General features: G+C 40.3%; 22 protein-coding genes. 18 read left to right on the top strand and 4 right to left on the bottom strand.

Annotated features, from left to right (window positions below; translation table 11 throughout):
• Both ACO6HM_RS10710 and ACO6HM_RS10705 read right to left on the bottom strand, forming a co-directional pair.
• Positions 1 to 567: MerR family transcriptional regulator (locus tag ACO6HM_RS10710; protein ID WP_485391037.1), on the bottom strand; the 567-nt coding region annotated here is incomplete at its 3' end.
• A 925-nt stretch (positions 568 to 1492) separates the two neighbouring features.
• The gene (locus ACO6HM_RS10705; protein WP_485391036.1) at positions 1493 to 1906 is read right to left on the bottom strand and encodes a helix-turn-helix domain-containing protein; all 414 of its coding nucleotides are present in this window, start codon (positions 1904 to 1906) and stop codon (positions 1493 to 1495) included.
• A 436-nt stretch (positions 1907 to 2342) separates the two neighbouring features.
• Here ACO6HM_RS10705 and ACO6HM_RS10700 point away from each other — a divergent pair, with 436 nt between their 5' ends.
• The 13 genes from ACO6HM_RS10700 to ACO6HM_RS10640 are packed head-to-tail and all read left to right on the top strand — an operon-like array spanning position 2343 to position 9522.
• Entirely contained in the window at positions 2343 to 2546 is a 204-nt protein-coding gene (locus tag ACO6HM_RS10700) for a helix-turn-helix domain-containing protein (protein ID WP_485391035.1), read from the top strand.
• 12 nt (positions 2547 to 2558) lie between these two features.
• Positions 2559 to 4646 (top strand): Mu transposase C-terminal domain-containing protein, encoded by a 2088-nt coding sequence (locus tag ACO6HM_RS10695; protein ID WP_485391034.1) that lies wholly within the window; start codon positions 2559 to 2561, stop codon positions 4644 to 4646.
• Between the two features lie 25 nt (positions 4647 to 4671).
• On the top strand, positions 4672 to 5637 hold the full coding sequence (locus tag ACO6HM_RS10690) for an AAA family ATPase (RefSeq protein ID WP_485391033.1): 966 nt from the start codon (positions 4672 to 4674) through the stop codon (positions 5635 to 5637).
• A 15-nt stretch (positions 5638 to 5652) separates the two neighbouring features.
• Positions 5653 to 5862 (top strand): hypothetical protein, encoded by a 210-nt coding sequence (locus ACO6HM_RS10685; protein WP_485391032.1) that lies wholly within the window; start codon positions 5653 to 5655, stop codon positions 5860 to 5862.
• On the top strand, positions 5863 to 6261 hold the full coding sequence (locus ACO6HM_RS10680; protein WP_485391031.1) for a regulatory protein GemA: 399 nt from the start codon (positions 5863 to 5865) through the stop codon (positions 6259 to 6261).
• Positions 6258 to 6500, top strand: a complete 243-nt coding sequence (locus ACO6HM_RS10675) for a hypothetical protein (protein ID WP_485391030.1) — start codon at positions 6258 to 6260, stop codon at positions 6498 to 6500. Before ACO6HM_RS10680 ends, ACO6HM_RS10675 begins: the two co-directional genes overlap by 4 nt.
• Positions 6487 to 6849 (top strand): hypothetical protein, encoded by a 363-nt coding sequence (locus tag ACO6HM_RS10670; RefSeq protein WP_485391029.1) that lies wholly within the window; start codon positions 6487 to 6489, stop codon positions 6847 to 6849. Before ACO6HM_RS10675 ends, ACO6HM_RS10670 begins: the two co-directional genes overlap by 14 nt.
• A gap of 8 nt (positions 6850 to 6857) precedes the next feature.
• Complete coding sequence (locus ACO6HM_RS10665; protein WP_485391028.1) at positions 6858 to 7274, top strand: DUF433 domain-containing protein; 417 nt, start codon at positions 6858 to 6860, stop codon at positions 7272 to 7274.
• Positions 7264 to 7515 (top strand): AbrB/MazE/SpoVT family DNA-binding domain-containing protein, encoded by a 252-nt coding sequence (locus tag ACO6HM_RS10660; RefSeq protein ID WP_485391027.1) that lies wholly within the window; start codon positions 7264 to 7266, stop codon positions 7513 to 7515. The genes ACO6HM_RS10665 and ACO6HM_RS10660 overlap by 11 nt, the downstream gene beginning before the upstream one ends.
• Positions 7515 to 8189: a hypothetical protein gene (locus ACO6HM_RS10655; RefSeq protein WP_485391026.1), complete on the top strand. Its 675-nt coding sequence runs from the start codon at positions 7515 to 7517 to the stop codon at positions 8187 to 8189. Before ACO6HM_RS10660 ends, ACO6HM_RS10655 begins: the two co-directional genes overlap by 1 nt.
• On the top strand, positions 8190 to 8402 hold the full coding sequence (locus ACO6HM_RS10650; RefSeq protein ID WP_485391025.1) for a hypothetical protein: 213 nt from the start codon (positions 8190 to 8192) through the stop codon (positions 8400 to 8402).
• The gene (locus ACO6HM_RS10645) at positions 8389 to 9168 is read left to right on the top strand and encodes an N-acetylmuramoyl-L-alanine amidase (protein ID WP_485391024.1); all 780 of its coding nucleotides are present in this window, start codon (positions 8389 to 8391) and stop codon (positions 9166 to 9168) included. Before ACO6HM_RS10650 ends, ACO6HM_RS10645 begins: the two co-directional genes overlap by 14 nt.
• A gap of 18 nt (positions 9169 to 9186) precedes the next feature.
• On the top strand, positions 9187 to 9522 hold the full coding sequence (locus ACO6HM_RS10640; RefSeq protein WP_485391023.1) for a Mor transcription activator family protein: 336 nt from the start codon (positions 9187 to 9189) through the stop codon (positions 9520 to 9522).
• Here the strand turns inward: ACO6HM_RS10640 and ACO6HM_RS10635 are convergent.
• Positions 9519 to 9698: a helix-turn-helix domain-containing protein gene (locus ACO6HM_RS10635; protein ID WP_485391022.1), complete on the bottom strand. Its 180-nt coding sequence runs from the start codon at positions 9696 to 9698 to the stop codon at positions 9519 to 9521. The genes ACO6HM_RS10640 and ACO6HM_RS10635 overlap by 4 nt on opposite strands.
• Before the next feature lie 176 nt (positions 9699 to 9874).
• Positions 9875 to 10009 (bottom strand): hypothetical protein, encoded by a 135-nt coding sequence (locus tag ACO6HM_RS10630; RefSeq protein WP_485391021.1) that lies wholly within the window; start codon positions 10007 to 10009, stop codon positions 9875 to 9877.
• A 211-nt stretch (positions 10010 to 10220) separates the two neighbouring features.
• Here ACO6HM_RS10630 and ACO6HM_RS10625 point away from each other — a divergent pair, with 211 nt between their 5' ends.
• The 5 genes from ACO6HM_RS10625 to terL are packed head-to-tail and all read left to right on the top strand — an operon-like array spanning position 10221 to position 13593.
• Complete coding sequence (locus ACO6HM_RS10625; protein ID WP_485391020.1) at positions 10221 to 10565, top strand: ribonuclease; 345 nt, start codon at positions 10221 to 10223, stop codon at positions 10563 to 10565.
• Positions 10566 to 10568: 3 nt separating this feature from the next.
• The gene (locus ACO6HM_RS10620) at positions 10569 to 10955 is read left to right on the top strand and encodes a hypothetical protein (RefSeq protein WP_485391019.1); all 387 of its coding nucleotides are present in this window, start codon (positions 10569 to 10571) and stop codon (positions 10953 to 10955) included.
• A gap of 5 nt (positions 10956 to 10960) precedes the next feature.
• Positions 10961 to 11275 (top strand): hypothetical protein, encoded by a 315-nt coding sequence (locus ACO6HM_RS10615; RefSeq protein WP_485391018.1) that lies wholly within the window; start codon positions 10961 to 10963, stop codon positions 11273 to 11275.
• A gap of 1 nt (position 11276) precedes the next feature.
• Positions 11277 to 11834 carry a phage protein Gp27 family protein gene (locus ACO6HM_RS10610; RefSeq protein ID WP_485391017.1) on the top strand — a complete coding sequence of 186 codons (558 nt, stop codon included), beginning with the start codon at positions 11277 to 11279 and terminating at the stop codon, positions 11832 to 11834.
• Positions 11827 to 13593 (top strand): phage terminase large subunit, encoded by a 1767-nt coding sequence (gene terL / locus ACO6HM_RS10605; RefSeq protein ID WP_485391016.1) that lies wholly within the window; start codon positions 11827 to 11829, stop codon positions 13591 to 13593. Before ACO6HM_RS10610 ends, terL begins: the two co-directional genes overlap by 8 nt.
• The last annotated feature ends 5 nt before the right edge of the window (positions 13594 to 13598 follow it).

The following is a 13598-nucleotide window of genomic DNA, read 5'->3' as shown; positions in this document are numbered from 1 at the left end:
TAAGACATCGACCGCCTCTTCATATACATATTCGGTCTCAAAAAGTTCAGGATAATCATCTGCGATATCCTCAATTCCATCCACCCCGTATATAAGGTCGTCTATCAAGAATGAATATGGAAGACTTGCGTACTCATTATTTAAGAAGGCTTTAAGTGCAGGGGAGTCCATCTTCTCGCCAAGTCTTGAAAGCATTAACTTTACGGCGCAGTCTGCGAGGATTGATAATAAAATATCGGTGCTAACTTCAATTTTATTTTCATTTACTACACCTAAGATATAGCGAACAGGCTCCAAATTTACAGAATCCCCCGGTATATACGAGTCATATAGGCTGATTCCGGATACAAAGGACTTGTTTCTTCTGCTTTTAAGAGCAGAATTATCACCATTTGCAATATCAAATTTAAGACTTTGAACATATTCTATAGAGAAATGCGTCGTACCTGATTCTACAGGGATGAGCTTGCCAAGCTTTACCCAGTTCTTTGCAGTTGCCTCTGAAATAGATAATTCCCTACATACATCAGCCAGAGAAAGCATGTTTGTGCTAGAATTCATTTTCATCTCAAACCTCCCCCCATATCAAGCCGGTATCCATGTCAAAACTAATATCAGTTCCTAATCTTATTATAGTCTTTAAAATGACAATTGTCGATATAAATATAATATTTTAAATTTCTGATACCGGAGGCAAATACTTTTGACATCCACATCAATTGATATATACGTTTGTGATATAAATAAAAGTTACAATCAAATCAAAAACAACTTAAATGTTGTATCGAAAATTACCGATTATAAAGACAAATTACCAGTTACATTGAAACCAAAATATATGTACTCTCTCAGAATATCTGTCACAAACTAGATTTAAAATGAGACTTCAAAGGAGAGAACGGGATAAGACGGGAAAGGCAGAGATAACAAGGGATAGAGCGAATTTAACGGAGACAATTTTAAGAGTTTGTGACAGCAATAATGAGAAAAACGGTCAAAATTTCATTTCAGTTTTTGAGATGATGAAAAATAAGAGGATAATCGGCTGAAAGCGTTGATAATACAGCGTTTCGAGTTGATTATCCTATTTTTTTGCTTTTTCCCGATATCCGAAAGTAGGTGACAAATCGGAACGCGTGCGGAAGTGTGCGAACGGAGCGTGCGAGGTGTGATTTTAGCGTGCGAAAACGAGAGGGCAAAGGGCGAAAAGCCCCTGTTTATAAGCGTTCGAGAAAAGGAACGCTAAAAAGGGGAAGCGTGCGAAAATGAGGGAAAATAGGTTAAAAAATGGGGTGGAGCAATCGGACAAAATAGCACTTTTAAAAATGGATGTCACTTTGGCTTATTTTCAAGGTTTTCAAAGGATTTTTAATAAAAATACTTCAACATGGCAAAGTGACAAAGTTTAAAGAATAATAGTATATTTATGCCTATAAAATGTATAAATATACTATTATATACATTTATAACTAAACTTAAATAACTAAAAAAATTAGGCTATATCAGAGGATATTCCATCTTCTCCTAAATAGGAGAAGTTTGCCATTTTTTTGTTTTGTTTTTGTGCCTTAATCTGAGCAATAGCTAGTAGTTCAAGTTTATCATCTTCAGACATGTATCTAAATAAATCAATTAGCTTAATCTCAAGGTTATCTTCGATATCTGAAGTTTCTTTGTTAGCGTTATTATTTTCATTAGGCTGTTCTCCAGTTAAAAGCCACTCCATAGAACATCCTAAAATCTTTGACAGTTCTAGTAGAGCAGATGAGGAAGGTAAATACTTACCATTTTCGATACAGCTTAAATTACCAGAAGATATAGAGGTTTGCTCCTGAATTTGAAGTTGAGTTATCCCCTTTTCTCTTCGCTTGTTTTTAATTCTTTTACCTACACTTAAAGCTTCCATAATCCTCCATATTCTTAGATAACTAATAAAAATCTCAGATAACTAAAAAAAATACTTGCTTTTCTCAGATATCTGAGATATAATAATTTTAGAGTTTATTTCTAAACTCAAAACGAACATAAAATAACACAAAAAAACAACTTAGGCAATATCTAAACAGCCGTTCGGCTAGTGGGTTCCCACAATGGGGATATAACAAAAGGCAGTTATGACTTCCATAATGACAATACTTAGGGTAGTGAGCGAGTACCAGTCGCAGCTACCCGATAAAGTAAAATCAACCAAGCACAACCTTATTGTTATTCTCAAAATAGTTGTTATAAAAGCCTAAGTTATTTTAACACAAAAAATGATTTAAAGCCACAGGTTGAGCATTGCTATATTGCTCAAATTAAAATTACAGAATTATAAAAAGATAAGCGGTGAGGTGATGTTATTGAGGAAAGGAGCGAAGTATAGGGAGTATACAAGCTTTGGAAAGGCGATTAAAAAGGCTCTGATTGACAAAAATATGACGGCAGCAGAGTTAGCTGGGAGATTAGGAATTAAGCCACAGTATCTGAACAGTATCATACATGGTGTTGTGATTACTGAAAAATATAAGAAAAAAATTATTGAGATACTGGACTTAGCAGCTTGAAAGGAGTGTTGAATGGCTGAAATATTAGTAACACTTAAAGAGGCTGCTGAAATAGAAGGTATAAGATATAACAGCCTTGTTCAGAGAATAAAGAGAAATACAGAAACATATAACATTTCTAAGAAAACTGTAACAAGCGGAGTTAAAGCTAATACTTTGATTGCCCTATCTTCCCTATCACCCAAAGCAAGAGCAGCATACGCTGAGAGGGTGAAACTTAAAAAACTTGCAGAAAAAGGAGACAGTGATAAGGCTGAGTCTAAAAAGGAAGAAAAGCCCTGGTATGTGGATACCGATGTAGACTGGTTTACGGAAGTACATAAGAAGGAATACTACAAGGCTATGGAGCTTGGCAACATCATAAGGGAGTTTCTTGATTATGACGAAGCCGGAAGGACTGAGTTTGCTGACACCTTTGCAGCCGAAAGACTGGGAAAGGACAAGAGGACACTTTACAGGTATACCAAGGCTTACCTTACAGCTTCCGCCTGGGCAGACAGACTTCATAAGGAAGACGGTGGGAATTATGAGTGTTTCAAAGTACTTTGTCTTTGCAGAAAGCCGAAAAATGCCGGAACATTTCCAAGCTTTACTCCGGAAGTAAAGCAGGCTATTAAAAATATATGGTTTAATGAGGACTTTGCACGAAACCAAGGTACGAGGGAAATGCTTTATGACAAGCTTACGGCACTAAAGAACATCAACAACTGGGAGAAGCTTCCAAGCTACCAGTCGGTGACAAGGTATATAAGCTTTCTTATGGAAGACGAGAACATGCGTAATGCCTGGTATCTTGCAAGCAGGGGAGAGCGTGAATACCGCGGAAATGTAATGGTTAAGGCAGAAAGAAACACAAATGAACTTAAGGTAATGCAGGTGCTGATGGGTGACGAGCATACCTTCGACTGCTGGGTATCATATAAGCACCCTAACGGAAAGGTTACGGCAGTAAAGCCTAAACTTGTTGCCTGGGTAGATATAAGGTCAAGGATGATACTCGGTGATGTGATGTGTAAGGATGCCAACAGCGAAACGCTGAAAGAGTCACTGTTAAAAATGCTTTACCACGATGCCGGAAGCGTACCGCAGTACATCTACATTGATAACGGTAAGGACTACACTTCAAAGCGTATGACAGGTTTTGCAAGAAATGACAGGCAGAGGGCACACTTTGATGATGCCACAGAGGGATTTTACAAGTCCATAGGCATAGAGGACTACCACAGGGCACTTCCTTACTATGCCTGGACTAAAGGACAGGTTGAGAGATTCTTTGGAACTGTCTGCAAAAAGTTTGTAAGGTGGTTTAAGAGTTACACCGGAACTCTTACAGGCTCAAAGACTTCAGATAAGATAAGTAAGGACATAAACGGAATGCTTGAAAGGGGAGAGCTGCTTACCATAGAGGAGTTTTATGAGAAGTGGCAGAACTGGGTAAAGGAAGTCTATGCGGTAAGCGTGCAGGGAGGTCTTAAGGCACAGGGCGAGAAGTACACTACCCCTCTTGGCTGCTTTGAAAATGCTGAAAGATATATGAAGGCAGTACCGCCTAAGAGCTATGCTACGCTTCTTATGATGAAATCAGAGAGAAGGCTTGTAAGAAATGTAGGAGTAAAGGTTGGAAGCCTTACCTACAGATCTGATGACCTCTGCCAGTATATAGGGCAGCATGTGGATATCAAGTATGACATTCACGATATGCAGACAGTCTACATATTTAAGAACGGAAAGCAGGTATGTGAGGCTTATGCCCAGGAGCTTATGACCTTTGTAAGCCCGGACGGAGTGGAGCAGGATGCATTAAAGGAACATCTTGGCAGACAGAAGAGACAGCTTAAGAGAGACAGGGAACTGCTTAGAGAGGCTAACATTCCTTTTGAAGAGTTAAATGCCGGATATGTCGGATTTTCTTCCACAGTAGGCGGAATTGACCTGATGATAGGAAAGAAGCCTGAAAAGAAGGAAATAAAGAATAATGTTGTATCTCTTCCAAAGGATAGCACTTATAAGAATGGATTCAGGAAGCAGGAAGACAGTAACGGAAATGACTACATTAACAGAAAGGCTGCAGAAGCATTAAGGGACTTAAAGGCTTTGTAGCAAAAAATTAGAAAGGGGACTTGTTATGGTGGCGGAACAGCTTTATACAGAGGAGAGGGAACTTAAGGATATTGTACAGGATATTCTTTCCCAAATGGACATAACCAAGGCAGAGCTTGCTGAAAGGCTTTCGGAAATGGGAGAAGTCAGGTATACAAGGTCTACCATAAGCAAATATTTATCAGGAAAATATGACTCTAACCCGGAAGGGATTGAGGCAGCACTTTGGGAGTTTGTACACAGCGTTGAAGGAGATGAGCAAAACAATGGAACAGGCTTGAGGTCAAAGACTGAATACTTTGAGTCTGCCGATTTTGTAAATACTTTAGGTATATGCCGTTCCTGCCAGGAAGACATGGCTCTTGGGATTGTGGTTGCAAAGTCCGGATACGGCAAGACACACAGCTTAAAGAAATATGCCAAAATGCCAAGAGTTGCCTACATAGAGTGTGACGACACCATGGCATGTCGTGACCTTGTAGAGGCGATAGAAAAAGAGATAGGAATGCCACAGGGGGCAGGAGGCACTATATGGAGCAGGGTGAACCGCATAAGGGACTTCTTTAACACAAATGAAGGCTATCTGCTTATCATTGATGAAGCCGACAAGCTGATAAACAAGTACACCCAAAAGAAGATGGAAATAATAAGGGGAATATATGACCAGTCAGATGTCGGCATAGTTGTTGCAGGAGAGCCAAGGCTTGAAGCTGAAATAAAAGGCAATCTTGTACGCTTTGCAAACAGGATGGACTTTTATTATAAGCTTAAGGGGCTTACAGAACAGGAAGTAAGAGATTACCTTTACGGCTATGAGATAGACGAGCAGGCTATGAATGAGTTTATGCTCCGGGCAAGGAACAACCAGACAGGATGTTTCAGGCTTCTTGACAGGACACTTACAAACGTGCTCCGTCTTATGAAGGAAACAGGAGAAAAGAGGATAACCCTTAAAGTAATGAGGGAAGCAAGCGGAATGATGATGTTATAAGAAGGGAGAACGGTTATGAAGAGAAGAATGATAATACAGCTTGAAGGAAGCAGTGAGACAATAAACAAGCTTGAAAGGATTTTCACACAGTCAGCAGTAGGAATGGCAGGAGAAGGCGGACTTAACGGTTATGTAATAACAAAAGAGAACATAGCCGAAAAAGGCGAAATACTAATCCCTGATTTTATTAAGAAAAAGCATGGTCTTTCAAAGGAGGCGGTCTGATTGTATGAGCCAAGCATAAAGATGTTATGGGGAATTGCAAAAAGTAAAGAACTTTCAATGTCTGATGATGACCTGCATGAGTTTGTGTATGGACAGACAGGAAAGTCAAGCATTAAGAAACTTACAAGACGGGAGCTTTCCCTTGTAATAACAGCTCTTGGAAACCTTAAGGATATGGCAGGAGGAAAGAAAAAGCCCGGCAATCCTGTCACAGAGGAACAAAGAAAGAAGCTTTACATACTCTCAAGAAGGCTTGGATGGAAGGATAACAGGCGGATAAACGGAATGGCTAAGAGGATGTTTAAGGTTGACCGCATTGAATGGCTTGACTATACACAATGCTCCAAGCTGATTGAAGCCCTTAAAGCCATGCTTAAGAGGGAAGGAGAGAAGGGATGAAAGATGGGAGCATTAAGCTGAACCTGATAAATGGCAGGGTTTCAATGGAGTGTGGGCAGGCAGAGCTTGAAGCAGTTGCAGTTATGTGTGGGGCAATGCAGGCACTGCTTGCATATGAATGCTACAGGAGATTTGATAATGTGGATGATGTAAGAAACTATATGCTTGATCTTCATCTTAGTGCCATGGATGACTTTATGGCATCTGTGAAAAGAGGTGGAATAGATGACCAAAAGTGAGATAAAAGAGAAGGCTAAAATAAAAAAGATACTACAGGCAAAAGGACTCCTTCCACCGGACAAGAAGAGGCTGAACCGGAAGAAGTTTATAGATGAAGCCAGGGAAGAATGGGAAAAAAGAGATTTAGGCTGCATTTTGTGGGATTATTACATCCAACAGGCACTTATCTGGATGACTTCTTATACTGATATGAACCTGAGGCCTTCCCCACAGGCAGTTGGAGCTGCCAAGGTATATAAAATTGCACTAAAGCTTAAAGAGTTTGAAGAAGAAAAGAGAGAGCTTGGAGAAACTAAGTATAAATTAAAAGAGGTTTATGAGAGCCTGAAGGACATTATGGAAGCATAGGAGGGCTTATGAAAAAAATATGCTTTGTATGTGACTTCTGCGGTAAGGAAATCACCGGGGAAGGTATGAGGCTTATAAGAGTATCATTTGAAAAAGATGGAACCTTCACAGAACCGGATAATGCTTGCGAGTTTCATTTCTGTAAGAAGTGCAATGCAAGTCTTATGGCTGAACTTGATAAAGCTGAGTATGTTAAGACTAAAAATAAAGCTTTGGGTATCAAGAATAAGGAAAAAAGCCCGGACAAAAGTTCAGGAAAAAGACTTGATGCAGGTAAAGTGATGGCACTGAGTAAAGCCGGGTGGAGCAATGAAAAGATAGCCGAGGAAATGAAGGTAACGGAAGAACAGATTTATAAGTGTATATATTATCAGAAGAATAAACAAAGCAAGTCACAGACTGGAAAGGAGAATAATGAGGAATAATTACAAGAAAGTATCAAGCCATGGTTCAATCAACATACCTGTTGCTATGAGAAGGGAGATGGGACTGCAGGGCGGTGATCCTATGGAGGTATCAAAGGAAGAGGATAAGATAGTAATAAGACCGTATACACCGCGCTGCTTAGCGTGTGAGGGTACAGAGGAGGTTGTTCAGTATCTTGGCATAAATATCTGCAAGAAGTGTGTGGCAAAGGTACTTGAAAAGATGAAGGGAGAGGCATAATGGCAGCTATAAAAGAAATGACAACAAAAGAGCTTGTAAACGAGGCTGTAAGGCTTGACAGGGAACTTAAAACAAGTAAGAAAACACTTGATGACGTAAAAGCAGAGCTGCAGGCAAGAGGGCTTAAGGACATAGAGGACAGAAATATCAAGTTTGTAAGGTATTATGCAAAAGATGGAAGTGTATCGGTACTTGATGCGCAGAGTATGGACGTTATAAATGTTGACAGGCTTAAAGAGGTACTTTCCGAGGGTGTGTGGAAGTCAAAGGTTACTGAGGAAACAAAGACAACCTATAAATATGACAAGACTCTTGAAAAAATGCTTAAAGCAGCCTTTACAGGTGACTACAGCTTTGAGACAAGCCTTGAGGACTTCCTTGATACTATGCAGGATAAACCGGATGACAAACAGAAGAAACTTCTGCTTAAAAAGCTTAAAGGCGAGTATGTAGCTGATAGGAAAACACTGATAAGCGTATTCGGACATGGTGAGGAAGAGACCGGATATTTTGATGTTGAGTTATGGCACATCTACAAAATAAAGAACGGAGAGCTTATAAAGAGCTTCCTTGGCAGTGAACAGGTTGAAAAGGCAATAGCCGGAATAAGAAACTGCCTTATAGTGGATTCAAAAACAGGAATAACGGTTGATTATGATAAGGAGGATAAATAGATGACAGATATATCAAGCGAGGCAAAAAAGGCAGGACTTAATGAGCCTGTTAAGAACATTGATGAAATGACAGAGGATGAGCTTATGACATTCAGGAACTCATTTAATCCTGATATGATGGGCTTTGATGGAACAGAAGGCATTGAAGAGGATACGGAAGATACAAAAGGAAATGGTCTTATAACGGAAGGAGACATGAATGAAGAAGATTAATAAGCTGCTTACAAAGATAAACTTTTCAGATGCCAACAGAAAGCCGGGACAGATTAAATACATAGTAAAGCATTACTGTGGAGCTGAAGGTGATGCAAAGGCAAACTGCAGATACTTTGCCACCGGCTACAGGGGAGCAAGTGCTCACTACTTTGTTGGTTACAGCGGTGATATATGGCAGTCCGTAGAAGATAATGACATAGCATGGCACTGCGGAGCAAGGGCATATAAGCACCCTGAGTGCAGGAACACAAACTCCATAGGCATTGAGTTCTGTGTGAAAAAAGATAAGGACGGACGGTGGTACTATACGGAAAAAACAAAGGCTGCAGGGCTTGAACTGATTAAATACCTTATGGATAAGTATGGAATTGATGAAAACCATGTATTAAGGCATTATGACGTTACCGGAAAGATATGCGGTGAGCCTGATGTAAGAAACAACGGCAAGGAATGGGAGAAGTTTAAGAAAGACATAAAAGGGCATGGCAGGAAGGCAGGAGCCCCGGAAGATAAAAAGGGAGAAGCTTCCAAGTCTGGAAATAAAACCAATGACACAGGACATATCGAGTTTAAGGTAAAGACTACCTGTGACAATCTTAACATAAGGCTTGGCGCAGGTGTGGAGTACAAGGTAGTAGGAGCAATCAATGAAAAGGAAGGAAGCAAGAAGCTCTACACCATAACAGCTACAAAGAACGGCTGGGGAAGACTAAAAGGCGGTGCAGGGTGGATTGCACTTGCCTACACCAAAAAGGTGGAATAGGGCAGAAAGGGGATATAAATGGATAAGAAACTTCTTGATGAGCTTATGGCAGATGTAAGACCGGAAGACCTTGACGAAAAGAACCGGGCAATATTTGAAATCATAGGCATTGAGGCAATGAAAAAGCTTTTTGACCTTAGAAGAGGTGACAACCTTTATATTCCCAAGCCTGAAAAACTTATTATGCAGGCAAGAAACAGAAGGATAATAAAAGAGTACAGGGAAGGCACTACAATAAGCTTCATTGCAAAAAAGTATGACCTTACAGTGCAACACGTATGGAGAATTGTAAAAGAAGAACCTATAAAAGGGCAGATATCAATAGAAGATTATATGAAAAGTGCAGACCATTAAGGTCTGCACAATTCGTCAAGAGTGACTGAAAGGGCATCAGCGAGCTTAATAAGGGTTGACACCCTGCCGTCCCCTCTTTTCTCAAGGTCTTCTATTGTACGCACAGGCACACCTGAAAGCCTTGAGAGTTCCGCTACAGAAAGACCTTTTTCAAGTCTTATCTTTCTAAGGTTCATAAGCTCCTCCTAAAAAAGTTTAATACATAGCAGTACAAGCAGGGCAAAAGGCATTATAAAAAGCACAAGACGGACTAAAAGCTTTACCATTTCCTTTATAAGTTCTTTCATGCTTGCATTGTCGGGGGATTGGTGTTATATTTTAGATAAGGTACAGGGGCTTTCGCCCCCGTCCCTTATCTAAGGGAGTGGATGAGGAAGAGTATCACACCGGCCAGTGAAGATATTTTCCAGGCAAGCTTAACGAGTTCATCGAGCAACTTGTTAAGCTCTCTTGCCGCTTCCGTCATCCTACGGATTGTATCCCTCAACTTTTTCACCTCCTTTCTATGGTTTAATTATACCACGCAAATGCGTGGAAGTCAAGCATAAATTCCCTATTTTATCATATTTTTTTAATATTTTTATCCAAAACAGGTTTTTATTTTCCTTTGAATTATAAGGTTAAATGAATAAATGTAGAATGAGCATACAGCAAAAAGCTGTATGCTTATTTTATTTTAAACTGAAAAGGAGGAAATTATGACAGAAGCATTGACAAAGTTAGGTATTCAGGATGTAACTGCACTTTTGGGAGTGTTTATGGCTTTTATCGGAGCCTGTGCTTTTGCAGTATCCATTGTGGTGGAGGGGCTTAAGAGCATTGAGGCAGTAAACAGGATTCCGACTAAGCTTACCTGCTACATTGTAGCCCTTATACTCACTCCGCTTGCATTTGTGGCACTTATGGCATATTTACACAAGCCTGTTGAGTGGTTTAGCGTGTTTGCATCTTTTCTTGCAGCCTTTGTAGTTGCAAAGGTCAGCATGGGCGGATGGGATGATGTTATGGAGCTTATGGATAAGATGTTTAAGAAGAAAGGGTGATTTATGAATTATGTAATAACCTTTCAAAATGTAATGGCTGCTTTTATAGCAATAGGCGGCAGTATTTTCATTTTTTTTGTCAAAAAGTGGTTCGCTGATATGGAAAAAAAGGACTTGGAGCTTCTTGTTAAGCTTGAGTCCGGAAACAAAGACATAAAAGACCGCATAGAAAAAAATGATGCCAAGACCAATGAGAGAATAGACCGTCTTGAAGAAAAGACAATAAGGGACATTGAGGGCATTAAACAGGAAATAAACGATATTAAGGGAGACTTTGCCACTACCTTTGTACTGAGAGAGGACTTCTTCCGCTCAATGAATGCGGTGGAGGATAAGGTAAAGAGCATTGATTCAAAAATTGACAGACTGCTTTTAAGGGAAGGGAAGTGAAATAATTGACAGATACGGAAATGGCAGAGGTAAGCCGCAACAAAGCAGTAAGGGGCTATATAATCAGGTGCCTTGTAAAGGGCTTTAACAACGCTGCACTTACAAGACAGGTTTCAAATTCCCTTATGGCTTCAGGTCTTATCATTTCCCCGGACATAAGCAAGTATCTTGATTACCTTAACGGAGCAGGCTACATAGAGTTTACCCAGGATAAGGTAACTGCTTATACCGCGTATTCAAAGGACGCGGTTGTTAAGCTTACTAAAAAAGGCATTGACCTTGTGGAGGGCACGATAGAAGATCCGGGAGTGGATGTATGATATGGGAAGAACAAGAAACAGGATAAGCTCAAAGATTGATGAGCTTCCGGAAGAGATAAAAGTAAAGGTTGACACCATGCTTGCTGACATTTCAAACACATACGTAGATATAGCGGAGTTTTTAAAGTCTAAAGGCTTTGATATATCAAAGTCAAGTGTCGGCAGGTATGCAAACCGGAGCAACGCATTAATAAACAGAACCCTTGAGGCTCAGGCTCAGATGGACAGGTTTGTAAAGGCAGTAAGGGAAAATCCGGATGCGGACTATACCGAGGCAGCAATTCTTCTTACTATGAACGGACTTGTAAACAAGGTAGCAACGGCAGAGGAAGAGTTTGACACTATGCCTCTTGATAAGGCAGGAAGGCTGATTGCTTCACTTTCAAGGACAAAGGTCTATAAGGACAAGGTAAGACAGGAAATGAAGAAAAAGGCAGACCTTGCTTTTAAGGAAATGGAAGCTGAAATGATGAAGACTATAAAGGGCGATGCAATGCTTGCTGAAAACCTTAAGGAGATACTTAAGGCTGCAAAGGAAAGGATGCTTTCTGATGATTGACATTGATAACTGGCTTTATGAAATGGAGCAGGATGAAGACAGTGATAAAGCTTCAGGAGAAAAATACCAGAGGGAGCTGTTTAGGGATTATGTGTTAAGAAATAATGACAGACTTCCAGAAAGAAAGGCACTTCTTGAAAGATTTGAAAAGGGTGAACAGCTTACCGGAGAGAAGGGATTAAGAAGACTGCTTGCAGCATTTGACCTTTCATACTTTGGCAGAGCCTATCTTCCACACTACTTTACAAGAAAGTCCCCGGCTTTCCATGAGGAGCTTGACCGTGTATGGACTGACGGAGTCATGAAGGGAAAAAATCCGGTAGAGAACAGTAAGGAGATATCCGGGCTAAAGGGTTCAAGAAATGTGACGGCAGCTCCAAGAGGACATGCAAAGAGTACAAACCTTACCTTTAAGGACACGCTGCATGCAATCCTTTATAAGTATAAGCACTACTGTATTATCATATCCGACTCAACGGAACAGGCGGAAGGCTTTCTTGAGGACATTAAAACAGAGCTTGAGGACAATGCAGCCATTAAGGAAGACTTTGGAGAACTTAAGGGAGACAAGGCCTGGAGAAGTGGAGTGCTTCTTACAAAAACTGACATAAAGGTTGAAGCAATAGGCTCAGGCAAGAAGATAAGGGGAAGGAAGCACAGAAACTGGAGACCTGACCTTATAGTGCTTGATGATATTGAAAATGATGAGAATGTAAATACCCCAGAACAGAGAAGAAAGCTTAAAAGCTGGTTTGAAAAGGCTGTATCAAAGGCAGGAGACACATATACGGACATTATGTATATAGGTACGGTACTGCATTATGATTCACTTTTAAGTAACGTTCTTAAAAACCCAAGATATCACGCAAGGAAATACCGGGCGGTGATATCCGAGGCAGTGGACACAAAGCTGTGGGATGAATGGGAAAGCATATACATCAATCTTTTTGATGAAGACCATGAGGCAAATGCAAAGACATTCTTTGAGGCAAACAGGGAAGAAATGCTTGGAGGCACTGAGGTATTATGGGAAGACAAGCTGTCATATTATGACCTTATGGAGATAAAAATAAGTGAAGGAGCTGCTTCCTTTAACTCAGAACTTCAAAATGATCCGGTTGATCCTGATAATGCGACCTTTAATCCTGAATGGTTTGATTACTACGAGCCGGAACTTGTGGACTTTAAGAGCAGGGACTTTATATTCATAGGTGCAAACGATCCGTCACTTGGAAAGAATAAGAAATCAGATACAAGCTCAATTATCAACCTGGCACTTAACCTTACAACAGGATATATGTATGTGGCTGATGCATCCATAGAAAAAAGAAAGCCGGACATCATTATAGAGGATATCTTTGAAATGAGCAGAAGGCTTAAAAGGGATTACGGTGCAGGCTTTTACAGGTTTGGAGTGGAAACTGTACAGTTTCAGTATTACTTCAAGGAGGCAATGGCAGCAAGGTCAGCCGAGACAGGCGAGTATCTTCCGATTGATGAAATCACAAATACCGTAAATAAGGTTTTAAGAATTGAGTCACTCCAGCCGGTTATCAAAAATAAATACCTTAAGTTTAACAGGGAGCATAAGACACTGTTAAGACAGCTTGAAGAGTTTCCGTTTGGAAGGAATGATGACGGTCCGGACGGACTTGAAATGGCAGTAAGACTTGCCCATGCAGTAAAGCCTGCTGTAGGAAACGGAAAGTATATCAGCCTGTTTAAGCGTAAATTGAAGTTTGGAAAAGGAACATATTAGGAGGT

The organism is Catonella sp. (assembly GCF_057250765.1).
Note: the sequence above shows the minus strand (reverse complement) of the source record. Positions and strands in the feature narration are given on the sequence as shown.